This window comes from Spirosoma gilvum (genome assembly GCF_054776815.1).
The window spans coordinates 414839-438882 of the sequence record NZ_BAAHBH010000008.1; the positions used below are offsets into that span (position 1 = coordinate 414839).

22 protein-coding genes are annotated in these 24044 nt (G+C 47.9%); 5 read left to right on the forward strand and 17 right to left on the reverse strand.

Annotation, left to right across the window (positions count from 1 at the left end; all coding sequences use genetic code 11):
* The first annotated feature begins 460 nt into the window (after nt 1-460).
* The 3 genes from ACYVFD_RS22180 (at nt 461) to ACYVFD_RS22190 (ending at nt 1833) form a co-directional block, all read left to right on the forward strand.
* A complete protein-coding gene (locus tag ACYVFD_RS22180; RefSeq protein ID WP_461092690.1) occupies nt 461-667 on the forward strand; it encodes a hypothetical protein in 207 nt (68 codons plus the stop codon).
* Nucleotides 668-683: 16 nt separating this feature from the next.
* Entirely contained in the window at nt 684-1190 is a 507-nt protein-coding gene (locus tag ACYVFD_RS22185; protein ID WP_461092691.1) for a hypothetical protein, read from the forward strand.
* Between the two features lie 370 nt (nt 1191-1560).
* Complete coding sequence (locus tag ACYVFD_RS22190; protein ID WP_461092692.1) at nt 1561-1833, forward strand: DUF4242 domain-containing protein; 273 nt, start codon at nt 1561-1563, stop codon at nt 1831-1833.
* A gap of 265 nt (nt 1834-2098) precedes the next feature.
* Here the strand turns inward: ACYVFD_RS22190 and ACYVFD_RS22195 are convergent, their stop codons facing one another.
* The 6 genes from ACYVFD_RS22195 to ACYVFD_RS22220 form a co-directional block, all read right to left on the reverse strand.
* Nucleotides 2099-3538, reverse strand: a complete 1440-nt coding sequence (locus ACYVFD_RS22195; protein WP_461092693.1) for a hypothetical protein — start codon at nt 3536-3538, stop codon at nt 2099-2101.
* Between the two features lie 165 nt (nt 3539-3703).
* On the reverse strand, nt 3704-4066 hold the full coding sequence (locus ACYVFD_RS22200) for a hypothetical protein (protein ID WP_461092694.1): 363 nt from the start codon (nt 4064-4066) through the stop codon (nt 3704-3706).
* Between the two features lie 157 nt (nt 4067-4223).
* Complete coding sequence (locus tag ACYVFD_RS22205; RefSeq protein ID WP_461092695.1) at nt 4224-4532, reverse strand: MerR family transcriptional regulator; 309 nt, start codon at nt 4530-4532, stop codon at nt 4224-4226.
* Between the two features lie 98 nt (nt 4533-4630).
* Nucleotides 4631-4936 (reverse strand): hypothetical protein, encoded by a 306-nt coding sequence (locus tag ACYVFD_RS22210; protein WP_461092696.1) that lies wholly within the window; start codon nt 4934-4936, stop codon nt 4631-4633.
* 224 nt (nt 4937-5160) lie between these two features.
* Complete coding sequence (locus ACYVFD_RS22215; protein WP_461092697.1) at nt 5161-5514, reverse strand: hypothetical protein; 354 nt, start codon at nt 5512-5514, stop codon at nt 5161-5163.
* Between the two features lie 171 nt (nt 5515-5685).
* Nucleotides 5686-5964: a hypothetical protein gene (locus tag ACYVFD_RS22220; RefSeq protein WP_461092698.1), complete on the reverse strand. Its 279-nt coding sequence runs from the start codon at nt 5962-5964 to the stop codon at nt 5686-5688.
* Nucleotides 5965-6264: 300 nt separating this feature from the next.
* On the opposite strand from ACYVFD_RS22220, the gene ACYVFD_RS22225 reads away from it, so the two are divergent.
* Nucleotides 6265-6507 (forward strand): hypothetical protein, encoded by a 243-nt coding sequence (locus tag ACYVFD_RS22225; RefSeq protein WP_461092699.1) that lies wholly within the window; start codon nt 6265-6267, stop codon nt 6505-6507.
* Nucleotides 6508-6706: 199 nt separating this feature from the next.
* Nucleotides 6707-7300, forward strand: a complete 594-nt coding sequence (locus ACYVFD_RS22230; RefSeq protein ID WP_461092700.1) for a hypothetical protein — start codon at nt 6707-6709, stop codon at nt 7298-7300.
* Nucleotides 7301-7424: 124 nt separating this feature from the next.
* On the opposite strand, the gene ACYVFD_RS22235 is transcribed toward ACYVFD_RS22230, so the two are convergent.
* From ACYVFD_RS22235 to ACYVFD_RS22285, 11 genes are all read right to left on the reverse strand, one after another.
* A complete protein-coding gene (locus ACYVFD_RS22235) occupies nt 7425-7625 on the reverse strand; it encodes a hypothetical protein (RefSeq protein WP_461092701.1) in 201 nt (66 codons plus the stop codon).
* Between the two features lie 144 nt (nt 7626-7769).
* Nucleotides 7770-14414 carry a hypothetical protein gene (locus tag ACYVFD_RS22240; protein ID WP_461092702.1) on the reverse strand — a complete coding sequence of 2215 codons (6645 nt, stop codon included), beginning with the start codon at nt 14412-14414 and terminating at the stop codon, nt 7770-7772.
* A gap of 12 nt (nt 14415-14426) precedes the next feature.
* Entirely contained in the window at nt 14427-14840 is a 414-nt protein-coding gene (locus tag ACYVFD_RS22245) for a hypothetical protein (RefSeq protein WP_461092703.1), read from the reverse strand.
* Between the two features lie 17 nt (nt 14841-14857).
* Entirely contained in the window at nt 14858-15211 is a 354-nt protein-coding gene (locus ACYVFD_RS22250; RefSeq protein WP_461092704.1) for a hypothetical protein, read from the reverse strand.
* Nucleotides 15212-15329: 118 nt separating this feature from the next.
* A complete protein-coding gene (locus ACYVFD_RS22255) occupies nt 15330-16577 on the reverse strand; it encodes a BT4734/BF3469 family protein (RefSeq protein ID WP_461092705.1) in 1248 nt (415 codons plus the stop codon).
* Between the two features lie 77 nt (nt 16578-16654).
* Nucleotides 16655-18475: a YfjI family protein gene (locus ACYVFD_RS22260; RefSeq protein WP_461092706.1), complete on the reverse strand. Its 1821-nt coding sequence runs from the start codon at nt 18473-18475 to the stop codon at nt 16655-16657.
* A 405-nt stretch (nt 18476-18880) separates the two neighbouring features.
* On the reverse strand, nt 18881-19246 hold the full coding sequence (locus ACYVFD_RS22265; protein WP_461092707.1) for a helix-turn-helix domain-containing protein: 366 nt from the start codon (nt 19244-19246) through the stop codon (nt 18881-18883).
* A gap of 111 nt (nt 19247-19357) precedes the next feature.
* On the reverse strand, nt 19358-20107 hold the full coding sequence (locus ACYVFD_RS22270; protein ID WP_461092708.1) for a hypothetical protein: 750 nt from the start codon (nt 20105-20107) through the stop codon (nt 19358-19360).
* A gap of 271 nt (nt 20108-20378) precedes the next feature.
* Nucleotides 20379-21497, reverse strand: coding sequence for a tyrosine-type recombinase/integrase (locus ACYVFD_RS22275; RefSeq protein WP_461092709.1), 1119 nt, complete (start codon nt 21495-21497; stop codon nt 20379-20381).
* Entirely contained in the window at nt 21494-22054 is a 561-nt protein-coding gene (locus ACYVFD_RS22280; RefSeq protein WP_461092710.1) for a helix-turn-helix domain-containing protein, read from the reverse strand. Before ACYVFD_RS22280 ends, ACYVFD_RS22275 begins: the two co-directional genes overlap by 4 nt.
* A gap of 1018 nt (nt 22055-23072) precedes the next feature.
* Entirely contained in the window at nt 23073-23759 is a 687-nt protein-coding gene (locus ACYVFD_RS22285) for a hypothetical protein (protein WP_461092711.1), read from the reverse strand.
* Nucleotides 23760-24044: the final 285 nt, after the last annotated feature.

The following is a 24044-nucleotide window of genomic DNA, read 5'->3' on the forward strand; positions in this document are numbered from 1 at the left end:
AAAGCCACTAGTGGATCATTAACCATCAATATGTTGATTTGTTTAGGGGGCTGTTGAGGAGTTTAGTTTCGTTGCCCTGATACGGGGTTCTTATTGGGTAAATGCCGGTCAAGGCTCGCTATCAACTCTGGGTTGAGCAATGATTGGTCGTAAGTATTTTCCCCAGCAGAATACTACACCATTTTGCGTCCAGACCGCCTCAATAGTGTAGAAGTTGCTCCTCGGTGGCTTAAAAAAGCGGATAGACTAATACGGCAACAGGCCACCTAGACTTAATGCCCTATGGCCGGTTAAAATGGCTCGCTGGGCTTGATCTGTCATTTTATTTATCAGTGTTCACTTGTATCTATATTCATGCATTTTGTAAATTTTTTATTCTGGCAAACAAATTGACTTAACAGGTAGACGCCACTATTCAAGTAGTGACTCAACAGTAGTATTCCAATTATTTTTTAACGGTATGCGACAGCGACTGCTTATTCTGGCCATGGTTATGGTAACGATCACCGGTCTGTTTTTTTATTGCCAGGCCGCCATTGATTGGGTGCAGGATTTACGATCAGGGGTGTATGATGCCAATCCGGAAGAAGCAATCCTGGAAACGGCGGCCCTCTCGTTTTATACCTTCGGCGGGTTGTTTTTTTTCAAATGGAAATTTATCCATTAACGCTTTCGAAAAGCTCATGAAAACCAGCGTAATGACCTGTTTCATTGGCTGCCTGCTGGCGTTAATTTCATCCTATCCGATCAATGCCAGGGGGGTGCTACTGGTTGGTCAGCCTTTTGACGATGCCAACCAGATTTTCATTACTACCACTCTAGCCGATCAGCAGGCTTATCAGGCAATTATGCAAGTCTTAACGGACCGATCCATCCTATTCTCGGCTTCGACCGACGGGCTACTGATTAGCTCCCAGCCTCATGAGTTTAAAGCGGCCAACGATCTGGTCTTCGTCGGACTGATTACGGTAACTGGTGGGGTGGTGAAACTGACTGGCCAGATGCGTTCTACTGAACCGCAGTCAGAAACGGCTGGCTCGGCTAGCTTGAAGACGGTTCCTATTCGGTATCATAACCGAAAGATGTCGTTAGCCAAGATTGGCTTTTTATATCTGGATGGGTTAGCTCATCGACTCCAGCCAGTCTTAAACGGAATTATCCGCTATAAATACCAAAAGAGTAGCCGGTAAGCGGTTAGGCTATTTTAGGGCTTTACTATCACCAGTCAGGGATTAATAACGTGAAGTCTGTAAACGCCCAGCGAGTTATGAGCTGGGCGTTTCTTTTGGATTATCAGAGTAAGTATCTCTATCAGTTTCACTCTTTTTACTGAAACTGGCGGACGAATGACAGATCGATAACCAGTCACTGTCAGATTAGCGCTTGGCTAATGTAGTGTATTACCCTTACACTATATCTTTTTCATAAACTCCTAAAATCAGCCACCAGCTAAGTTTATGATCGGATGGCTGACCGTTGGCTCAAATAAGTCAGACTGGTTTTCAGACGTTTGGTAACTTTTGGATAGTCATTTTCCTACTTCACAAAACTCGAATAACTATGCCTAAGTATGTGATCGAACGGGAGATTCCCGGGGCGGGGAACTTTACAGCTGAGCAGTTGAAAGCTATCTCCCAAACCTCCTGTAATGTCTTACGCGATATGGGCCCTGAAATTCAATGGGTAGAAAGTTATGTAACGACAGACAAGATTTACTGTGTCTACAATGCGCCTAATGAGGAAATGATCCGTCAGCACGCCACTCAAGGCGGCTTTCCGGCAAACTCGGTGAGTAAAGTTTCGACCATTATTGATCCGACAACCGCCGAATAGTTTTAGTACTCTCTAAGTAAGTTGGAGTCTATTTGAGGAAAGCCGCTACTTAGCTAGGTGTCGGCTTTCCTGTTCGGATACACAGGCCTGGATCTTAAGACGCTAATTTGCTAATTCAAACGCCTGACATGCTCAGCCGGTTTCTGTTTAAAAATGCCTAGTCGTCTACCCTACAAAACCAACAAAAGGGGTACTTATCTGACTTATTCGACTCAGCTACTACGAAAAAGGAGCATGGACCTTATGGAATAAACCTGGTGAACGCTTACTTCTGCTTCAAGACCTGATGAAGCAATCGTTCCAGTTCAACTAGCTTCTTTTCTTGCTCCTGATTCACTTGTTGCTGCTCCCTGCTGGCTTTCTCTAGTTGAATGCTGTACAGAGTCAACTCCTCCACCTTTTCCAACAGCGTCGCGTTCATTTTGACCAGGTCAATGCCTTCTTTGGCTACCTGCTGGGCTGAGGGCATGCCGGGTAGGTGTTTGTGTTGGTCAATATAAGCCGCTACAGAAGGTAGAGAACGTATTTGGTACGTCGGACTAAACACGTTATCACTCCACTCACTGGGGCTGTTGATACGGAGTTGGTACCGGGCTTTCACGACATCGCCTTTTTCATTGACAGTTAGAAATTGGTCGGTAATGTGCGTAGTTCGACTCGTATTGGTTAGGTTAGATAAGCGTAGGCCACTCTGGTCTTCTTCATCCGCTACAATCTCCAGTTTGTTGGTTGGGGCTGAGGTGCCAATGCCTACATTAACCCCATTGCCCAAAATTAAGGCGTTACTAGCGGCTACCCAACTGTTGGCACCGATGGCGATGGCGTTGTATAAACCATCTTCGGCTTGACTGTTATAGCCCATTAGGACATTATCGTCACTGGTAGTAATGGCCGTGCCGGAAGAAGGGCCAATAATGATATTGTTATTGCCAGTGGTGTTATAATAGCCCGCCTGGCTACCCACAAAGACATTGGCAGCACCGGTGGAGTTCGTGTAACCTGCCTGATTACCGACAAAGGTATTGTTACCCGCTGTGGTATTATTAAGGCCAGCCGAATAACCCAGGAAGGTATTATTACTACCCGTGGTGTTATTATCCCCCCCATAAGCACCACTAAACACATTAAAACTGCCAGTGGTATTTTGATAGCCCGCAGTATAGCCACTAAACACATTATAACCACCTCCCGTGTTGCGAAAGCCCGCACAATAGCCACTAAACATATTAGCATTACCTGCGGTGTTGTAAAAGCCCGCAGAAGCACCTGTGAACACATTATTAGTACCGATCGTGTTGGAATACCCTGCCTGATGGCCGCTAAGTACATTATTAGTACCAGTCGTATTAGTATACCCCGCCTGATAGCCGCTAAACGTATTCCGACTGCCTGACGTGTTGCTAAGACCAGCGGCCCGACCCAGAAACGTATTAGAATAACCCGTTGTGGTAGACTCACCCGCATCCACACCAAAAAAGCTGTTTTCATAGCCTGAAGTCAGCGAGACGCCTGCATTGTAGCCTGCTACCGTGTTGCGGTTGCCGGTCAGCTGACCACTGGCCCCTGCGCCTGGTCCCACTAGTGTGTTAAAGGTGCCATAAACCGATGAGTTGGAATTGTTGGATGAGTTGACTACATAGTTACCTTGACCTAGTAGCCAGTTAGGGAGAGCCAGGAAAGCAGCAAGGAAGAAGAGCTTAGTCATAAAGGAGAGGATTAACGAGTAAAGAAGCTTAATCTAATTGACTCAATATCAGCCATCCAATCAATCGTTTAATGATATTTTAATGGATGTTTTGAGCAAACGGCAACTAAAAACGCCCTGAGTATGAGTCAAGGCGTCTATCCGTTTAAGTGGTTCCAGACGATCCTATTCCTTTTCAAGTAGTTGTTTGAGCATGGCTTCTAACTGCTCAATTCGTTTTTGTTGCTGGATACTATACAGGGTCAATTCTTCAATCTTCTCCAGTAGCTTAGCATCCATTTTGGCCGGATCGATCCCTTCTTTGACAATCTGCTCGGCAGAGGGTACACCAGGCAGATGGCCATGTTGACCGATGAATGAGGCTACAGAAGGCAATGGACGTAATTGGTAAGTAGGGCTAAATACCTTGTCACTCCACTCAGCCGCATTATTAATTCGTAACTGATACCGAGCTTTGACAATCTCGCCGGTTTCGCTGACAGTTAAGAATTGATCTGTTGCTCGGGTAGTTTGCCTGTCAAACCCCAAACGTCAGCACCAATAGAGCCAGCGTTTTTCGTATTCACTCAACCTATTCCTACTTTAATTCAACCGTCTGACGAGGTTATTATGCTCAACCGAAAAGGCAATCTCGTACTGACTAATGTATTGCAGAACAGTGAACAATAGGCTTGTCTAAGGTGGCTTACATTAACGTGATGAATTTCTGTACATCAGTCAGTTGAATGGCAAACTTACCCCTTACCAGCTCTTTAGCCGGTAGGTAGTGGCGCTCAAACTTATGGTTTTCCCGTCCCTCGGTCACCCACAATCGGATGGTTCGGCCACTGACTCCGATCAGTTTGCCCACTTCACTGGTCGAATAGAATAGCTTAGCCTCCGCCGTCTTTTTCTCGATGGCTTCAAGGCGTTCGATTAGTGGAGCGTTGGCCTGCTGAATCACCCCGATCAGGTCATCAGGCGTCAATACAATGAGTTCTGTTTTAATAGTCATAGCGGATGTAGTTTTTGAAAGAAGCCCGAAAGAATTGTGCATTTCGGGCTTGTTCACACTCCTATACTGGTAAACTTGCGGTTATGCAGAAGGTCCGTTTAGTAGACAGAAACGCCCTGTCTCCTCCTCCTTTTCTTTCTCGGCTTGTTCCATCGGTTATCGCGTCCACGGCTTTGAATGCGGTATCTTCGTTCCAGAAATCTGGCAATAAAACCCGCCGACTTCATACAATCATAGTCCAGCCTGCGAACGCGTTCGGCCAACGACAAGGGAATATTATATAGCTGAAGTAATTCGGGGTCAGGCGAAGTATAATGACTCCTGTGTACTTGAAAATAGCCGTCCCGATCCCAGCCGTTCGGGTCGAGAACTTCGCATAGTACACCCAGGGGTGAGTAATTCATAATCCTGGCTTCAAAGTCAGGGTAGGCCAATACCGAGAGGCCCTTTATACATCGGAGTCTGTAACAGCCTGACTTCATGGCCCCTATCCACACCCGAAGAGCCATTATATTTACCTTTTTGATGGGCGAATACTCCTCCCTTTCATCACATACATAATCAGCGTTTGATTCCATGTCGTTTGATTTAGTTAAAACTGGTTGAAAAATTCATTTTAGATTAGTCACTATCGCTTTACAAGCCTACTCTTTTTGCGGGGAGCGTAAGGGCAGGGATAGGTTTTGTTATTCTCCTGTAGTTCCTTGATGAGCGACAAAACAGCGCCCATATTCGCGTTAAACTCGGCTACGATTTCAGGAGAACAGTGGCGTCCTTCGTTCGTCCTCCACGATTCGATAGCTAATTCAATCCATTCGTCAACGTCAACACCTGCTTCATTGAAGAATTGCCGGACCGGGTAGGCATTGGCCGTGACGAATCGACGGCTATTTTCTGACCATTCTAAAAATGCCTTGACTTGTTTGTAGTTAGCATGCCTCACCGGTAGAACGATGGGTTGATCAATCTGTCTGGTTGCCATTGGTTTTAAAGGTCTTTGTGAACTGATTTGGATAACCTTAGCCAGCAGTTGACCCACTGGCTAAGGTTATTCATCTGTTATTGCGGGTAAGCCAGTGAAACGTAGTTTTTTCTCTTGTTCATGGATGATAGAGTTAGTAGCCGAATTGCGCCAACAATCCGACTACCTTGTTTAGTACCTGTGTTCGTTGGCGGCCTGAAGCCGTTGTACCAGTAGCACGATGGAGTTGAAGTTGCGCATGAATTGTGCCCTCATATGCGAATCAGTTTGCTCTATTTCGTCTGATTTCATCCAGCCTTCGAAGAGGTACATAAGCCACGCATAGGCATTCTTATCAGTCGATTCGATAAACTCGTCAATAGCCCTGTCAATCGTAGCTTGATGAAGTTCGCGTGCTTCTTGGTAGCTAGAATCGTCCTGTTCTTCCACTGCAATCAGTTCTGTATGCATGATATAAGTATTGGTTTAAGCCGTCGGATTCGTCCCGGTCGGCAGTTGTAAGGTCAGGAAAAAGATGGGAGAAAAGCAAGCGTTTTTTCTATTAATTGTCTGATTATCAAAAAGTTAATAATCAGATTCACTAACCGTGACGCCTACTGACACGTTACTCTTTGTAGAAAATAGCATTTTCGATTAAACACCTGATTATTAACCAGTTACTGGAGATTTGTTTTGAAGATTTTAATCAAATTCACAAACCGTGACACAGACATACTACCAGAAGATATTACTCATTTCAGGCATTGCCCGATGGATGTCCTTTTCGGTCAAATCGAACGCCTATTAGTCCAGATTTTGGCCGGGAGGGGTTTCCCCATTGGCGGGGGTGAGGGTGAAAAAGGGCTGGTAAGCTTTCGGTCTCACCGGGGGGTATATTTTTTGGGATACGGGGGAGTATTGTTTTACCAGTACCGGGGGGTGGGTTTTAAAATGGACGAAGAGGGTACTTTTCTCTGGCAGGGGTATTTTATAATTGTGTACTGCAAATTCTAGCCTATTGATCTATATATCAGAAAGTTGTATATTTAAGAAAGCATAGTTTTTATCACACAAAATAATTTCCTATCCTATCATTAATATAACCACCTGATTATCAGCGATTATGCTGTTTTTCTCGCGCGCGGGCGCGATGGAGTGGCAAGAAGGGGATGGGGTGGGGAGAAGGTAGGAAAGGGATAAACCAACTAATTCGATGCAGTATAATGAGACTACAGCGAAAAGGGTAGCTGAGAAGTGGAAGGTGCCTGCCTCAACACTGGCCAGGTGGCGACGCAACAATACAATTCCAGATTCGAAAGCTCTCGGGTCGCCTGTTGACCGAGCCGGGCGGAGGGTTGAAGAGAAACTAGTTCGACTAATCGAGGCAGGCTGGTTGAAAGAGCGACCTGTATCAAGACTGATCGGGTCTCGATTCAACAAAATACACGAACTGAAAAAAGGACACAATCAGCCTGATCTTTTGAGAAATCACGTATTACATCTGGAGGGCTTTCAGGAGGTCGAGAGGGTGAAGTCGTTACTGGACAAGCTAACTCAGGAGTTGGGTTTACTTTTGTACTTCGCGGGTTTGGCTCCGGCTGACCAGAAGCACGGTGCCGCAGTTCAGAACGGTTTAAGGGCGTTTTTGAAACGAGACGTGATTAATGGTGCGAACGTTCGGGTGAAGATGGACGAGAGGCAGCTTGCTCGGTACTGGGGTTTTATACGAGGGTCTTCTGCAAAACGAGAAGATATCGATCACATTCTGGCGGAATTAAAGAAGCTGTTGTTGTTACTGTCAGCATAATAGGGAAGCGAGAAGCACTTAAAAATCTCCCGTTGTTAAAAAGATTTATAGGTCGGAAGTCCGACCTATTCCCGACCCAAAGCCGACCTGTAGATTGAAAGATTGATGACAAACACATAAGAGTTTACGGGCTTAACCGGTTACCCATCACGACGAGTCCTAGCCCAGTCAATGCAAAAATTGCATAGCCCAGCAATGCACCAATCATATGTACTGACAAGAATCCCGTTGTTGTCGTTGTGAAGTAGTGATAGGCGGTTAATGGGATACTAATCAGAAACAGGGAGCCTATTATTTTTAGTACGGTGCCAAGTAGCTTTTTCATGATGAGGTTATAGAGTTGCGTAAGACGTCTTCACTCCTTTCAAAAGCTTGTTGCACAGATTCCTACCTTCGCTTAATTAATAAAAAGTACCGCCCGGTACTGGTGAGAGCAACCGGGCGGATTTCAAATGTTCCATTACTATGATTAATGCCTGCGTCCACGGGGTGACTCTTCATCGGTTCCGGTCAAATACTCCAGGCCGTAGTCGTACTCGGGTTCGTGGCTATGCCGATGCTGGTGGTGCTTGGGTTTAGGCTCAGGCAAGAGTAGGTTCATGGCCCGATTCAACTGGCGGGTTATCTCCTGGGAGAATCCTGTCAACGTTGCTCCGGTCCGCAAGACCTGTTGGCTGATCTTTACCTCCGCTTTTCTAAGGGTCTCTTCCGAGCGATAATTATCAACCAGCGTTAACACCAGCTCACCCATCGCCTGGCCAAAGTCGGCCAGAGTCGAAAGAGGATTTACATCCAGTGGCGTTCGTAGTGTATCTGGATTACCCAGTTTATAAGCCAGCCAGCTTGCGAAGTCGAAGCCAGGACTACCCGGTATCACCTGGAGTACCTGCGAGAGAGCTTCCCCGGTCCACTGACGTACTTTTTGCTCGATAGGCACCTCCTTATCGTCATCTTGATTTGGCAATTCGCGAACAAATCGAATTAATTGATCTAGCCCGAAGGTCATTAATGGAGCCAGCAGCGCATTGGTAGCCACCGACACTCTCAACCGCTGCCGGGCTGCGGGGCGGTCTGATTCAGGAGCAGAGGCAAGCTGTAGAACGCGGGTAGCCATTGTGTTGTAGATTTTAAAATTCTGGCCGCGGTACAAACTCAGCAGCCGCTGGAGAAATTGACTATTCAGTTGCAGAGGAGCTTTGTCCGTTTTGTCGAAAGTCTGGTTTGAGTAATACAATGCCTGTTTGGCGAGTGGAATGGCTCGTTCCCGAACCTCGACTTCAGTCAACGAAGGCTCATCGTGCCGTACCTGAGTTTTGGCCGCCTGATAGAATGCGCGTACGACGGCTGAGTCGGCTCGCTGGCTGATAGACAAACCATATTCTTCAAAGAAGTAACGCATCCGTTCACCAGCCCACCGCAATTTACCATCAGCACTAAGGCTACCCCAGTCGTCAAACTGAATATCGGGGTGTGCAGCTCCCTGGACCCGCCAGAGAAGTACAGCCGCGTCTGGGTGATTTACCGATCGAAGCTCATTGATTGTCTCATCGAAACTTGTCTGCCCGCCTGAATAGCTGCCAGTCTGGGAGCCTTTACCAACCAACCAGTAGGATTCAGCAATGGTTGCCAGATAACCTAGTCCTTCCCTGCCCAGCAAGAACTCATCCCGGATAGCCCCATTACCAAGTGCCGACGTATAGCCAGTAATTTGTTTGAGCGGGATAGCCAGGTTAAAAGCAAAACGGCTGAGTGTGGCGGCACGCAGGAGCTTATCCAGATTTAGTGTACCTGTTGCCGTTTCAAGCTGTGCCTGCTGCTGGCCAATGTCCTGTGTCTGGTAAGCGATTTTCAGTTTTGTTAGTGTACCACCGAGCCGGTGCATGACCGGATCACCGTCGAATAGTTGACGTTGGTTGACGAGTAACCGATCCAGATTGTGCCACAGGGGAGCAAGCTGCACATAGTTGGCTGCCTGCTGGCTATACCGGCCCAAGCTTTGTAACATGCCTGTTGCCTGAAGTACCTCGGGGACGCCCTGCCGGTTCTTGAGTAAACCTGCATCGTCAACGAACTGCTGTATACTGCGCTGGGCGAGTTCCATCTGAGAACGGGCGACGGACATGGGATAGTACCAAATGGCCTGTTCCAATGGTTTGCCATTGATAACGGCGTAGGTGCGAGCGATTGTCGGAAATTGTTCAGCCGCATACTGCTCCCACGCCTGGAACAGCGCACTTGTTCCGGCATCCTGGTAGAACACGCGCTGTTCCAACTCTTGTAAGGTGGACTTAGAAAGTGTGATGACCAGTGGACTACGCGAGTTTTCCGGGTTGGGTACCTGAAAGGTGGCCGCTTCCTCTTCTCCCCGAAGGGCCTTCTGTTTATACTGAGGGTCAATGTGAAGGTACTGGGCCAGCAGACTCCGGTATTGCCCCACGATGTCCAGAATCACGTCCACAGGCAACGACAGGGTTTGCTGCTGGTCGTTCATTTCACCGGTTATATCCCATTTTTCCACAGCCTCATAACTGGTAGCACCCCGGTACGTCGTTCTGCCCTTTAGCTGCTCATAGGCTAATTTGGCAAAGTCATGGGCCGCGACGTTCAGTTTGGCAACCTCTCGCTGCTGCTGCTCTTGAAGCGTTTGCCAGGCAGTGTAATAGGGACTTTGCGACCCGAAAGCCATCCTCATTAAATTGTCTGGGTTTAGGATCGGGAGGTAGGTCTGGACAAATTGAACCAGCTTACCACCATTCCGAAGCTGAGCCAGACTCTTCCTCATATCGGCTGCATGCCGCTTTATGTCAGGACGGACACGGGAGTAGGTGTTGCTGTTGGGGTCGTAGGCGACATCATACTCCGCCAACTCTTTCCGTTGCTGATCGGTAAGCTGTCCAGCCTGGAGGGCCGCTTCGGCAATGGTACCCGGCTGTGAGTTGGATATAGGTTGTACAGGCGCAACCGTCTGCCGCTGGTTGCTGGGCAGAGCCAGATCAGGCGAACTGCTTCGGGAGATAACCTTACCTGATTGAAGTTCAGACGCTCGGGCTTTGATGAACTCATCGAGTTTGGTTTCCATCGACAACGAGAAACCGATGGCTTCTCCAATCCGACGCAGCATCAGTTTGGCCCAGTTCAGGAAACTCTGAACACGCGAGGGTGTGGGTAGGTTGACCCCTTTTTCACCGATAGCCGTAGCCAGAGCTTCTTCGAGCACCTGCTCATCGGAGGTTAGATCGGGATAACTCGCTCTGACGCGTGCTTCGTAATCACTCCCTTTCACCAGATCAAGACCACGCTGAAAGAGACGGGGGTAGTATTTCTTTAAGACGCTGGTGTAAATGTGGGCGTACTCATGTAGGGGCGTATCCGCCGTTGCGGTGTCGGAGTTGATGTAGACAGCACCGTTTTCGACCGCTCCTCGGTAGGGATCGCCGAAACGCTCCTCCATTGCTTGACCCGACAGTAACACGACCCGCACGCGAGGGAACGCCCTGCGTAACCTATCGACCCAGTGAGCAACAGCCGCCTGCCCGATAGGTTCAACCTCCGTCGAGGCTGATTGAAAGCGAACAGCCTCTTTCCTTTCTTTTAATCTGGCTGTCGTTCGTCGTTTGTCGGCCTCGGTAGCCGCCCCAACCTGACTAACCGGCACCGTTCGCTCTATTCCCGATAGGATGACGCGAGCGGTTACATTGTCGCCTTCTACTGCTGTTATTTCGGCCAAGACCTGCCCACCAGCAACGCCAGGAATTAGTACCTGCTCTCCGACGGCTATCTTAGTGGGTGGCGTTGTGGGCTGGGCCTGGTAAAGTGGCAGGTGAGTATCAACCTGAATTGGGGTTTCCTGCTCTGAAAGCAGGGCGGTGGGCGGATGGGGGAATACTTCCTCGGCAGTTCCCTGCCGGTTTAACCGGCGCACCATAATGTCACCGTCAGCATTCTTTCCTATTATGGTACCAAGCGTCACTTTTCGATCTGCCAGGCGGATTTTCACTTTCGAGCCAGTCACGGCTAATGGAGCTGATTCAGGCAGGGGCGCTTCGTTTGTGGGTTGAGTATTGGTGACCGGTTCTTGAGCTACCAGAGTCTGTACCTCACCGACATCTGACGATGTAGGCGTCGGCGTCGAGTCATCAGGTGGAATACCGGTATTGTCCGTTGAGGTCGTAGGGGTTCCAGCAGACGCTTCGCCTGAAGCTGTTGACGCCAGTTCGGATTCGCCTTGTCCAGACGGCGCTGATGCTGTTGAACCACTTCCTGTATCCGTTGCTTCAGCGCGTGGTTCGTTGGCTGTGGTTGATTGAATCGACTCATTGTCGGCTGGGGATTGTTGACTAGTTTCCTGAACGATGACCGCTTCACTTAACGCATCCATTGCGCCAATCAACACGTTCTCGTCCTTTTGGCTGAATCCATCGTGTAAAAGTTGCTGACGTTCGGTGAGGGCTTTTCCGGCCATCAGTCGGGCGGCAATATCGGCAATAACCTCCGTGGGTATCTCGTCGCTGTCGATAATATGCTGAAAGGTTGCATCATCGACAATCTCCTCTCCGGCATCCATAATCGGTTCGGCCATTGGTGGCGTATCAGCGGCAGTAGCATTGATTATATGCTCCCGCTGGTCGTCTGCTTCGGGAGTCGAAGCCAGCCACCCCTGCGCCTGCGAGAGCAGATGAATGAACTTCCGTTCGTCACCCGATGCTTTGTTGTTTGCTAAAGCCTGATAGCGTTTAGTGAGCTGACTTTCATCCATTGACTCTAACGCTGTGACAGTTGCAGCAGGCAACTTCTGGCGGATTTTCTGCAACTCAGCTTCCTGCTTGGCTTTCTGGCGGGCAAGGTCCTGCCGGGCCAACGCCATTTCAGGCGAGTAGGCGCCAATGATTCGGTTCGGATTTTGACGATCGGTCAAATGAGTCAGGGTGCCTTGCAGGCGTTGACCATTCCGCTCGATGGTCAGTGTCGGCTGGCCGTCCTGGTTCGATGTTACCGTAACCGGATAACTGCGGGTAGGATCGTCCGCCAGCACTACCCGTTGCCCTGTCTGAAAAGTCGGTCGGTTGTCCGTCTCTGTAGCCTGATAAGGCGTGAAGCCAACGACTAAATTGTCCCCGACGGCCACATCCCCCAGTTGGGCCTCCTGCACCGGAGTTTTCGGTTGCATCACCTCGGCATAGGGTTTGGCGTCAATCGCCCGAACGGTCACGGTCTTCGGTTCGCCTCCCATCGGATCAGCAGGCTTAATAGTTAGGAACTGCCCGTCGTTCGACAGTTCTGTTACCGTGCCGTCAATCTGCTGTTGCGTGTTCTGGTCAGGCCCAACCACGCGGTCGCCGGGCTGGTACTTACCAATGACACCGGCCCCTTTGGCCCACACCTGGTAGCGGCCCGTTTGGGTGAGCCGGTCACGCACGCCCGACAGATACGTCACCAGCCGCTGCTGATCGGCTACTTCGGGCGCAAGCTGAGCAGCCAGCGAACGGGCAACGGCTGGGTCAATGGGACTGCCATCGCTATCGACGGGACTGTCGCTGTTAAACGACTGGAGCTGACTCTGATAGTCGGCTAGTGTCTGCTCAGCCGCAGGTAACTGATGGTAGTTCAAATCGAAAAATTGGAACTGAGTCTTGCCGTCGGGTTTGCTATTACCCTTAAATGAACTAACAATTTCAGCCATCTTATCGACCTGGTTGCGTAATCCGATACGCCCATCCACGTCCGCGCCGGAGGTGCTGATGGCGCGCTGGAGTTGATCGACACCGCCCGCGAGTCCTTCTTTTCCGCCATCGGCGTACGCATCTGAAAGCAACCTAAATGCAGTTGGTTTATAAATCTCCGTCTGATGAAAGGCGGCACCCATCGGCCCGCCGAGCAGCCCACCGATGGCCAGACTGTTCAGTAGCCTGGCATCCAGATCACCGCCGTGTTTAGCCAGCTTGTCGTTGCCCGCCGCTTTATCGAATAGCCGTTCAACGAGCGCCTGGTAGCCTTCCTGAACGGTTTCGGTTCCCGCTTCAATGCCAAACTGCTTGCCTCCTTCGACCAGCCGATCTTTAAGCTGGCGCTCCAGAAGCGTTTTCAGCACGGGCTTCATCGTCTCTTCGGTGATTTCCTCCCCCATCTGTTTGACGGCCTCCCGAACGGCGGCTTTGCTTACCTGACGGCCTCCCATCGCCATGGATTCAACGCCGGTAAATGCGTCGAGGGCGGCAACCACGGGCGCAACGGCGGCGGTGAAAGCAGCGGCTTTGTGGGAATCCCCGGTGGCTTCCAGCGCGTCCTGGTAGAGCGGCTCGACCTGACTGACAACGCCACCCACATAACGCATGGCGCGCTCAGTGCCTGCTGCCGCACGGGTAAGCTGGGTCACTTTCTCCACATCGCCTGCCGCCTGGGCTGCCCGAAGGGCCGAGCTACCCACGCCTAATACCTTTGCTCCTTTACCTACCAGCCCCGGCCCCATCATGGAGAGGGCAAACCCCAGACTCTGCCCGATACTATGGGCCGCTCCCTGAATGCCATTGTAATGCCAATCGCCCTGGCTGTCCTTGCTGAACAGACCACTACTGTAACTGCCCGACGTGTCGGTATCGAACTTAACCTTATCGACGTACTGCGCCGCCTGGTCAGCCATGCCCTTAAAGAAGCTGTTGATGCGTTCGCTATCGGCTTTGGCCCCCGCATCCTGCTCCCCGAAGAGTCTGGTGTAGATCGACCCCGCCGCATCGTGCAACACCTGGGGCGTGCGGGTCAGACCCGTCACCGCGTCGGCCAGCCCGTTCCAGGCGGACTTAGTAATCTCGCCCAGCGTACTGCTGTCGGTCAGTGCTTTGGTAGCGGCAGGCATTTCGGCCACGACGGGCTTACCTGCCCCCCATAGATCACCCTGCCAACCGACCTTCTGGGCCATCGCTTCCAGCTTGGCGGCTTTCTCAGCAATCTGGGCCGAGTCACCGGAGGCTACGACTTCGTTGAAACGATTCAGGATCGCCGCGCCGTCGTAGCCCATGCTATTCATCCGGCCCGCGAACGTCTTAACGCCGGGCATATTAGTTCTGTATATAGGTGGTTTTGGCTGTTCCGGTGGAACAGGGTTATTTTCATCAGACATCGTTTTTATGGTTTAGGGTTCACTTAATAAGTCATTCAGAAGGGTCTGTATATGAAGGGATACGGTGGCAAGTCTCGCCATTAATTCGTACAGTTCCGCCTGGAGAATTTGAGCCTCCATATGGGCCAGCACAAAGGTTGTCAGGCTCTCAAGCTCCCGTCGGTCGCCTTTGCTGTTGACCGTACATTTCATCAGGATCAGCGAAAATTCATCACCACCCAGATAATAGCGGATCAGACTGTCCCAGTGGTCCAGTTCGTATAAGTCTTCTTTCGAGAACGAAGACGTGTCGAACGGCTCCTCTGAATTACCGTGGTCTGGATGGTCTAACGCGTCAATGAGTCGGACAACTGGCTGTCGGACATAGTCAATTTTCGTGGCCAGAAAGGCATTCACCTCATTCTGGATGGTTGGGGGGTAAGTCATCGAGTACGTGGTTTGGGTTAATCGTAGCGGGAACGTAACGGATTGTTTGGGTGAAGGGCCAGCGCACTCAGTAAACTCGCCCGCGCATAACCCAGACAAGTTCTGTAGGGAAACACGACCACATGAGCCAAGTCTCCCTCGTGATCAATAAAGATGCCGTTCCGAATCTCTTTTCCTTTCTCATCTGTGGTCAGAAAATCTCCGAAAAACTCGGTTGTACCGCGCCGGTACAGCTCTGAGGCGATCTCTTTAGAGTTGACCTCAGCACTGAATTGGTACAGAGGAGCAAGGGGCGTTTCGGGACTCTTGGTCCAGGGCTCGCGATGGAGCGAAAACCAGTCGGGCAAAAGAGCTTTGTGAGTCTCCGTCACTCTTTCATCTGACAGTTGGATTGGGTCGGTTCTTTCAAACCGTATGGGTGAGACCTGCGTGTAGGCCGAAGCCACCCATTTTAAACGCTTGATTGTTGTTGCTGGATTCATTTCTGGATTAGTTATTGTTATGGTTTCGGGCTGATAGCGAGGGCAATCCGAGAGAGTTGAATGGCGGTGAATTTCTTTGCCAGCTAAAATATTCGGCTGCTGAATATTGCCGTATTTGTGGCTTCTCATCTACTTTGGCAGGTTCATCTAGTTCAATGGGGTAGCCGTCAAAGTCATCCGGCTCTACGCTAATTGGTATTACCAGGGCAGGATCAGGGCGAATAATTACACCGGAGGGAGCGGCTAGTAGCTCCTCCTCGCTGCTAACAATCACTGTTTTAACGGCATTCACTATACGTGCCTCGGCTATCAGTGAACTTTCGTAGGTTTTGTAGGTAGGTTGAGTGCACGTTTTTGAAATTATTTTCAGTGGTGTAGTACGTTCTTCTGGATATAATGGAGCTACCTGACCTGAGCGAATCCCATCTCTTATCGTACTTCTTGACTTGTTGAACATTGGCCACTGACTGGCTATACTTTCCAAAGCATAGATTGCTGTTTGCTCATCGAGCCTTCCCGCCCCGATAAAACCTCCTGCTAGTCGGGCTGCTTTCAAAAGCATAGCATGACGCTGTCCTTCGCCTGCGGCTCCAACATAGCGAATCAGCCGAGTCAGTAGTTCATGGTCGTTTACATCCTGAAACTGGCTATAATCAACTGTTCTGACTGGGAGCGGTACTGGCTCATCGTAGAGTTCAAATAGCATGACCTGCTCAGCAAAGTAGCCATCAGGATCGTAGGAGTAGCCGCGCAGGCTAGCCACGTTACGAGGCTTCTCATCCAGTATGATTCCATAGTGGGCAAACACACGTTTCAAGGCGTCGAAATGCTGACCATGCCGTTCCGGGTAAGCAATGGGTACTATACCCCAATAGCCTGTTCCTGATACGGATAAACCACAGTAGGCCACAAAAGGGAGCCTGGCAATCTGGCCTTTTAACGCTGCATAATTACGGATGTGACGATTCTCCTTCTGGTCAATATCAAACTGAAGTAGACCGCTGTGTTGAATCAGTGAAGCAGCCTGCCGGTAGGTAAACAGCCCAGAGGGTGTGATCGCGGGTAAAGTAGACTTTACTTCATCGCGTTTCGATTTATCAGTCAGTTGTCGGAGGAGTTCAACCTTCGATTGATACTTAGTATTCGTTAGCCAGCAATAGAGATTGACCGGCTTTGGATTGCCAGGTGTGTTGTAGTTAACGAAACAGGAGATCTCGACATTGAGTACTTCCCTGGCGGATAAGTGAGTTGCCATATTTTTATTAAAAACGAGCACTCTACTACCCTACGAAACCTACAAAATAGGTTCTGTAGGTTTCGTAGGGTAGTAGACTATTCACTTTGAGAAATCAGTTGTGGGTGAATCAGATAATGCGGTGCTTCTGGACGGCCAGTGACAGGGGCGGGAGGGATCACTTCTTTTACCCAGCCACAGGCTATCAGTTCGGTCAGTGCAGAATCGACTTCTTCGGAAGTATTCAACCCAGCCCACCCCTTCTGTCGCACTTCACGCACCTTGAACCCATTTTTGAGGTCGCCAGCTTTCAGATGCTGGAGCAAGGCTCTGGCAGCGACTACACTTGCGCTATCCAGTAAGCCGTAAATGCGTCGGGCATGTGACTGGAGATACTCACACCATTGTATTGCCATTTTTGTGGCCTCGTACGATACCAACCGTTTTTGATTGCCAGACTCAGCAACAGGTGTCGCTTCGGAGTTTATCGTATGAAAAATGAGAGCCAACGATGGCATTAGGGAACGATATTTGGTAAAGTGCTCAAGTAATAGGCCATCCTCACCAGGTAGGGTCTTCGTTTCCCATTCTGTCAACCATTCTTTGAAAAGTTGTTGAGCTGAGGGGGTGAAACGGGTAAAGGGAAAACGGTTGTACTCGTCCGCTGGAAAGGCGATAATAGAAAAGTCAGAGTCGGAAATCCGCCGAATCAGATCAAACGCATTATCGCGTGCGCTCTTATCTGGAAACTCGTCAACGTAATCCCAATGTGCCCTGTCAGGATATACTGCCACCTGTAGTCGTTGCACGAAACCGTCATTTTCGTACTGGGTTGCAGCTCTCAGGTAACCCAATAGTCTGGAAGGCTGAATGCCCCCGAAAAGTGAAATACAAACATTTTTTACGTGGATGGTCCCTCGCGCAATTCGATCGATGGTGATGGAGCCATATCCATTCCAACCCTCCAGGTAAAAAGCTCTGTCCTGCTCTCTGCCTGCCTTTCCCCAGGTAGCTAACAGGCCAATAATCTCATCGCGGGTAACCAGCAAACCGGTCGGGTTTTCATTGTGTAACTCGGCTAATTTCTCGGTTGTTGGATCGTTCGCCATGTACCGCCGTTCGCTGGGTTTTATGGGTGTGTCAGGATAGGTGACCGGGTGGCTGATGGATTTCCCCTTAATCCTATCCTGCGCCTGAGCCGAATACGCTTTTTTCGTTGCCTCGTAGTCAACCATTTCCTTTTCATACACCTGACTCTCTTCGTCATACTTTTTTTGTGCTGATAGCACCAGTCGATTCAGCATCTTCAGAACTTCGCTGGATGAAGGAGTTTTCATGCTTGAAGGGTCGCCAATGATCGCTCCCCATAGGTTTGGGACGATAGTCCAGTCATCTTTAGTTTTTGGCTGAATGGTAAGCCGTGTGCCGATCAAGGATGACAACATCACGATGGCGGTTGCTGCGACGTAATCCAGTGCACAACGCATTCGCGAAGCAATATCAACGAGCCAGGGTCGAAGACCTTCTGGTAGCATCTCAGGGAGTAATGGAAGAACAGGGAGTAAACTGGTTGTGATCGGTTGTGGAGTAGACCATTCTTCTGGCTGATTGTCACGCTGTTCGTGCTTTTTCTCGTCGAAGTCATTAATTTCGACGTCTATGGCTTCGGGTTCGGGAGTGCTGCCAGTTTTATGATAACCAGCATCTTTGTGCAAATCTGCTTTCAATTGTGCGTATGCCGCCTTGGCTTCTTCGTGCGTCGCCGTCCGAAAATCCGTTTTCGTATTCGGGTCTACACCAACTGGAATAACTCGCCAGGGTTGTTTTGTCGAACCAGCGTAATACCACCATTGAAATCCGTTGACTATAAATCGGATAGGCGGTTCGCTTTCTAAAATATTTTTATTAAATTTCGTCATCCTTAAAAGCATTTTTGGGCAACTGGCCGTGGTGGGCTGGCTGCCCATTTTTTTGTTAGTGGAGGGGAGAATTGGTAGAAAGTGCACGAACGAGGTCTTTTTCTAGTACCTCGGCGGTACTGAGAATTATTAGCTCAGAGTTCGGTTCTTGCGTGATTTGCGATGGGCAACAATCCGGTCGGAGCTTGACCATCTGCAATTGTTTCGAACCAATTTGGGCGCGGATGATAATTCCATAATGCTGATGATCAACGTGCCACACACATCCGCCAGCTTTTCTTACGATGGTTGCAGCCTGGTACAATGTGAGGGGTCTTTGACTGGGTGCGGGTCCGAACGGCAGATGCTCGTCGAGAGGAAACAGGGGCGTGTGTGTCTCTGTTAAAGGTGAAGGAGGTAGGCTTTTCATACCTTTTGACGCCCTCCACGACGCAAGCGGACTGTCTGTCGTTCTGCGACTTCGGCTAGTTCAAGAGCGGTTTTAGACCGCTTACTGGCCAACCAAAGGTCAATCTGTGATTGAAGAAAAAATAGGTTTTTACCTTCCCGAAAAAAAGGGATTTCACGCCGTTGCACTTTGCCATAGATTGTTGTAATGGCAGGTTTGCCTGGTAAATAATCGCTTAATTCTTTGATGTTGAGCCAACGATCAGCAGGGGGCTGGGGTAGGCCAGCCTGCGTCTTTAAAAGTGCCGTCAGATCGTCTACTTTACAACCTAGTTGGTAAAGGAAGTCCGGCACTTGATCGAATGTAAGTGGTCTGCTTTCCATATTGCTAACGATCTGTTAGTGAATCGTTGAGCAATACTACAGCCTTAGTGATGGGCTTGAATTTCTGTTGTAGATCTTGTAAGAAGGTTTGTAAATCCTGTAAGTGTTTTTTTAAGTAGGCAAAAAATGGGAGAGAGGTAGCCACTCACCATCGCTTCTAAAGTTGCCTGCGACTTCTTCAAAAGTCCAATTGTCGAAATGATCCGTAAGCAGTTTTACATACTTCTCAGCGGTTCCAAATTTGTCGAGTTTTCCTCTGCCTGTCAAATGGGTTGTGCATCCACGGTAAAATATATGAAACAATGCTACTACCCTCCTCTTATCTCCACCTCCTGACATAGTTCTCGCATTAATTGTTATCTTCTCGACTCCTACTTTACCGCCGAAGGCTATACATATAAAATCATTTACTTGCTCTTCGGTTAAGAAAAATTCACCCTGTTTATTTTTTTGAGTCTCTAATTGCATGAAATACTTTCTCGCAATTTCGGATGGCACATCATTGAATTTTCGAATTTGTGAATCTGGCTCTGAAAAAACTGATTCTACTGTCTGACAGGAGTTTTCTATTTTTTGAAGCTGTTGTGTTGTGTCCGAAAGTAATGGCTGCCAAATGTCAACTACAGTTTGCAGGATGGCATTAAGAAAGATGTGTATCTCGTTTAAGGCGTTTCGTAATTCTTGATGTGGGTCTGGCGTATATATAGACCTTGGTTCATTTTTCGATACAATGAACTGACTCAAAAAAACAGCCGCAGTATTGCTTTTGTCAGGGTGATCTGAAAGCCATTGGTCTATTTTTTCTATCAGTATATCAACAGGCTTTAGCTCCCTCCATAGAGCGTCTTTATAGTCTTTCATTTGTGATGTATTGACAGCCCATGTGATATTGTTCCTTAATTCCGTTGTGAACGGGTGCAGATTACTTATAGCCGATCTCTGCCAAAAACTTACGATACTATCCGCATCTAATTCAATCCAGGTAAATAAATCTAAAAGCTGGGCGACCGAATCCGTTATCCGATCCTGTTCTGTCCGGCTATATGCTGGAGGGTTATTTGAGGAGGGCACATTACATTTATTTTGTATTAAGGACTTACTTCTCCTGATTAAAGCAGTGGCTGCGTTCTTGTCAGAGGTTTAATTTTATCTTATCGGCAGCCTCTCGTTTGGCCTGATCGACAACTTTAGCGTATATCTGCGTTGTCTTCAATTCGCGGTGGCCTAGCATCTTCGAGACCGTATAAATATCAGTGCCAAGAGTGAGCTGGATAGTAGCGTACGCGTGACGAAAGGAATGGAATGTAATCGGTTTGGTAATGCCGGCATCTTTTACCCACTGCTTAAGTTTGTTGTTCCAGTGAGCTGAATACATTAACCCTGGCAGGATAGGTTGATTATCACCTAAACGTTGACCCAGTAACGAAACAGCTTGTTCAGAAACAGGCATGTATTCAACTCCTTCCGTTTTTTCCTGTCGAAAGGCGATGGTATAACCACTCAAGGGGTCGTGTCGTATCTGCCCCCAGGTTAGGGCTTCAATATCAGAGTAGCGCAAACCCGTCAGCGCGGAAAACAAAGCCGCCTGTTTAAGTACGGGAAGGGCCGGGAAGTCTGTAGCAGCCAGTGCCTGAAGCTCTGCCAATGTCAGGTACTCTCGCCTGGTTTCCGCTAGCCTGATCCCTTCCAGCTTTGCGTCCAGGTCAGTACTAATTAGTCCGTCTTTATATGCCTGCTTCAGAGCAGCCTTGAACTTATTGAAGTAGCTGGCAGCGGAGTTGACAGCCAACCGCTCGTCATTGCGCTGGCTTTTTGTCTGCATCATGTACGTGCGAAAATCCCTGCATTTCTTAATCGTCAGATCGGAGATTTTGAGTGTGCCGCCGGTAAAATCTCGCAGGTAATGCAGCGCACTATCCCAGCCATCTTTGGTACTTCCGGTGCGAGTGGCAGCTAATTGCTCACAGTAGGCAACAAAACAGGTACTCTGTATCTTCTTCGACAGAAAGCCGTACGCGCCCGTCTGGACTTCAATCTGCCTGTGTGCCCGTATGGTTTCAGCCAGGGCGACTGTATCGGCATTCTGATCTCTGTCGGGCTGCGTTCTTGGCCTATTAAATAGATATAGCCCCAGAAATTCGCGCCGGGTAGGCTTGCCTGTGTCAGGATGAGGAATGGCAGGATAATAGTCCAGGTATAGGCTGGTCCTTCCATCCGTAATCGGCTTTCTGCGTAGTTTAACTTTTATCATGGTAGGGTAGGGGCTAGCAGTTGATCAATCCGGGACTTGGGTACGTAAGCGTATATGCCGCTATATTGCTTCGGAATCTCGTGTCGGAGAATAAGCTCATACAATGCCTTATCGGATATGCCAAATTTTTCCCGTATCTCCTTCATCGTATAGCAATCAATAAGGGGAACTGGCACGGGGAGACTTTTCTCTATGGATCTTGCTGTCGGTTCAAAAAGGCGGTCTATATCAGATCGGCGAATAATAGTACGTCGGCCCAGCTTAATCGCAGTCAAATGTCCAGAACGGATAGCCCGCCAGATAGTCCATCGGCTCACGCCCAGTAACTGACTAGCCTCCGCAATATTCAGCGCTTCCTTCGCCCGGATGTCATCGAGTGGTTTGGTTATAATTTTTCTTGTCGGCTCGTCGCTCGCCTGAATTTTAGCTGCACGCTGGCGGGCTTTATAGGCACGCTTGGCACAGGCATCACTACAGGTTTTCGTCACCGTCGTGCGTGCTTCAAACTCATTGCCGCACTGCTCACAGATTCGTCTTACTCGAATATTTGAACTCATCGTTATATCGTTTCGCCCCCGATTCTATGAAGACATAGCAGCAAGTTTCGTATGGTTTCCTAACGGTGCTATATGTTGCATAATCTCGCCTAAAAAAAGAACTTTTGCTAAAAGCTCGTCAGGGAGGTACAATAAAGGTACAAATAATTACTGAACAAACCAGTAGTGAAACTCAACAAACATATAGTATATTGCACAGAAAAAGCCCATTTTTAGGGCTTTACAAGTCATTTAGTATAAGGTTGGTATATAGTTGCTCAGTGGACTTACTTTCCGATACATTAACTAACAATACTAAGATAAATTGCTAAAAATCAGCTATATAACTATTGGATTAGTAGGTACGAGTAACAAAGTAGTACCAAACTTTTACGGTTTCTTATCAACGTGGTGCCTCATTGATGGATAAGTACATAGTATTGAGCTAATCGGTTAGTTACTTTCTAAGCCGATAATAATTGCCATCCAATACCGATAGTAAATTCGCCTTTATTTTCGCTGATTTTAGACCTGTTTGGAGCAGACTCCGTAATCCCGGTTTTTGAGTGTCAATGGTGTCAAGGTGTCAACCCCCCTATATAGGTTTTGACACCTTGACACCATCAAAAACACTGTCAAACACCTTTTGACACCATTAAAAAGGAGGATAGTAAAAAGGGCGATTTGGGAAGTTTGAGAAAGGAGTAATGAGGAACTTCGCGGAGAGTGTAGATACCCATTTACGGCCAAATCCTGGATAGGGGAGAAGGCCCATTTATCCTAGTTGAAGGAATTCGTTTTCATCTAAGCACAATGGTGTCAAACACCTTGACACCATTGTGCTTAGATGGAGAACATGATTGTATTTGGTCAATCTCCGTTCGGCCTGCAGAGATCATTTGGTTTAAGAAAGTGAAACCAAAAAGGTCGGCCTCTACTGCTAGCGCTATATCAAGGAAAGAAGACTGGGGTTTTATCGCAAGCCTATTGCTGATTACCAAAGTAATCAGAATCAGAAGTTTGCTAAGAACGCATAAAATTAGTTTTCAGATTCTGGATATGGGAATAACCTTATCATCTCTTCAGCCCAAGCTACTAAAGCATCTTTGTAAGAGGCTCTTTCCTTATCTGGGTTATTCATTAAATAGTCATGAAATGAGAGATACATATCATCTATTCTCGCATTAAAGCTTTCTCTTGTTTGAGCATTCATAGGCCTTGTATTAACTGAGAAATGATACTCATCAATTAAATTTTCAAGAAGTAGACTTTTATCTTGTAACTTGTATTTGTTAAGCAGCAGAGTATCGATATTGATTACTGTCAAATCGCGCACTCTATCAGTTTTCAGACCTTGATCTTGTAGTTTCTTCAATCGTTCTCGAAACTTACCTTTTAAATATTTATTTAAACCACTTGCGTCATACTCAGACCTGTGCGTTACAATTATTGGGTATATTTTACAAGATGAGATGCTATATGACTTATCAAAAGTATATTGCTTTTTTAAAGTAAATTCAATGTTATTAAGAAGTTGACCAATACCTTCTTTTAATACCAATTTCTCATCTATGAAATCCTTGTATTGGCTAAAAACAGTTGACCCTTTCAATATGCCATCTATGAAAATATCCTTATTTTCAAATAAAAATATTTTATTGCCATTTCTAATATAATAATCCGGTCCTCCAGCAAAGGTTTCTGCTATTTTATCACCAGAAAGCATTTTATATGTTCTCTTATTGTATATATCGCCAAGTACTCTATATAAAAGGTAACTTTCTGAAAAATCCTTGCAATAATACCCTCTAAAATCTTTTTTATATTTCTTTCTGTAAGTTTTATTGTATATATCTCTTATTTCAAAAAATAGGCCATTATATATTGTCCTGACCCCCTAAAAGTGAGCCAGTGAAAAGTAGAGTAAAAAACTTTAATTTCATTGGTAAACAAAAGGGAAATGAAAGCAACACGATTTACCGAATCGCAGATCGTAGCGATTCTTAGGCAG

What these genes read in the sequence shown, in the direction of transcription:
- ACYVFD_RS22180 (WP_461092690.1), top strand. Translation starts at nt 461, where the DNA reads ATGCGACAGCGACTGCTTATTCTGGCCATGGTTATGGTAACGATCACC.
- ACYVFD_RS22185 (WP_461092691.1), top strand. Translation starts at nt 684, where the DNA reads ATGAAAACCAGCGTAATGACCTGTTTCATTGGCTGCCTGCTGGCGTTA.
- ACYVFD_RS22190 (WP_461092692.1), top strand. Translation starts at nt 1,561, where the DNA reads ATGCCTAAGTATGTGATCGAACGGGAGATTCCCGGGGCGGGGAACTTT.
- ACYVFD_RS22195 (WP_461092693.1), bottom strand. Translation starts at nt 3,538, where the DNA reads ATGACTAAGCTCTTCTTCCTTGCTGCTTTCCTGGCTCTCCCTAACTGG.
- ACYVFD_RS22205 (WP_461092695.1), bottom strand. Translation starts at nt 4,532, where the DNA reads ATGACTATTAAAACAGAACTCATTGTATTGACGCCTGATGACCTGATC.
- ACYVFD_RS22210 (WP_461092696.1), bottom strand. Translation starts at nt 4,936, where the DNA reads ATGAATTACTCACCCCTGGGTGTACTATGCGAAGTTCTCGACCCGAAC.
- ACYVFD_RS22215 (WP_461092697.1), bottom strand. Translation starts at nt 5,514, where the DNA reads ATGGCAACCAGACAGATTGATCAACCCATCGTTCTACCGGTGAGGCAT.
- ACYVFD_RS22220 (WP_461092698.1), bottom strand. Translation starts at nt 5,964, where the DNA reads ATGCATACAGAACTGATTGCAGTGGAAGAACAGGACGATTCTAGCTAC.
- ACYVFD_RS22225 (WP_461092699.1), top strand. Translation starts at nt 6,265, where the DNA reads ATGGATGTCCTTTTCGGTCAAATCGAACGCCTATTAGTCCAGATTTTG.
- ACYVFD_RS22230 (WP_461092700.1), top strand. Translation starts at nt 6,707, where the DNA reads ATGCAGTATAATGAGACTACAGCGAAAAGGGTAGCTGAGAAGTGGAAG.
- ACYVFD_RS22235 (WP_461092701.1), bottom strand. Translation starts at nt 7,625, where the DNA reads ATGAAAAAGCTACTTGGCACCGTACTAAAAATAATAGGCTCCCTGTTT.
- ACYVFD_RS22240 (WP_461092702.1), bottom strand. Translation starts at nt 14,414, where the DNA reads ATGTCTGATGAAAATAACCCTGTTCCACCGGAACAGCCAAAACCACCT.
- ACYVFD_RS22245 (WP_461092703.1), bottom strand. Translation starts at nt 14,840, where the DNA reads ATGACTTACCCCCCAACCATCCAGAATGAGGTGAATGCCTTTCTGGCC.
- ACYVFD_RS22255 (WP_461092705.1), bottom strand. Translation starts at nt 16,577, where the DNA reads ATGGCAACTCACTTATCCGCCAGGGAAGTACTCAATGTCGAGATCTCC.
- ACYVFD_RS22260 (WP_461092706.1), bottom strand. Translation starts at nt 18,475, where the DNA reads ATGACGAAATTTAATAAAAATATTTTAGAAAGCGAACCGCCTATCCGA.
- ACYVFD_RS22265 (WP_461092707.1), bottom strand. Translation starts at nt 19,246, where the DNA reads ATGGAAAGCAGACCACTTACATTCGATCAAGTGCCGGACTTCCTTTAC.
- ACYVFD_RS22270 (WP_461092708.1), bottom strand. Translation starts at nt 20,107, where the DNA reads ATGAAAGACTATAAAGACGCTCTATGGAGGGAGCTAAAGCCTGTTGAT.
- ACYVFD_RS22275 (WP_461092709.1), bottom strand. Translation starts at nt 21,497, where the DNA reads ATGATAAAAGTTAAACTACGCAGAAAGCCGATTACGGATGGAAGGACC.
- ACYVFD_RS22280 (WP_461092710.1), bottom strand. Translation starts at nt 22,054, where the DNA reads ATGAGTTCAAATATTCGAGTAAGACGAATCTGTGAGCAGTGCGGCAAT.
- ACYVFD_RS22285 (WP_461092711.1), bottom strand. Translation starts at nt 23,759, where the DNA reads ATGCTTTCTGGTGATAAAATAGCAGAAACCTTTGCTGGAGGACCGGAT.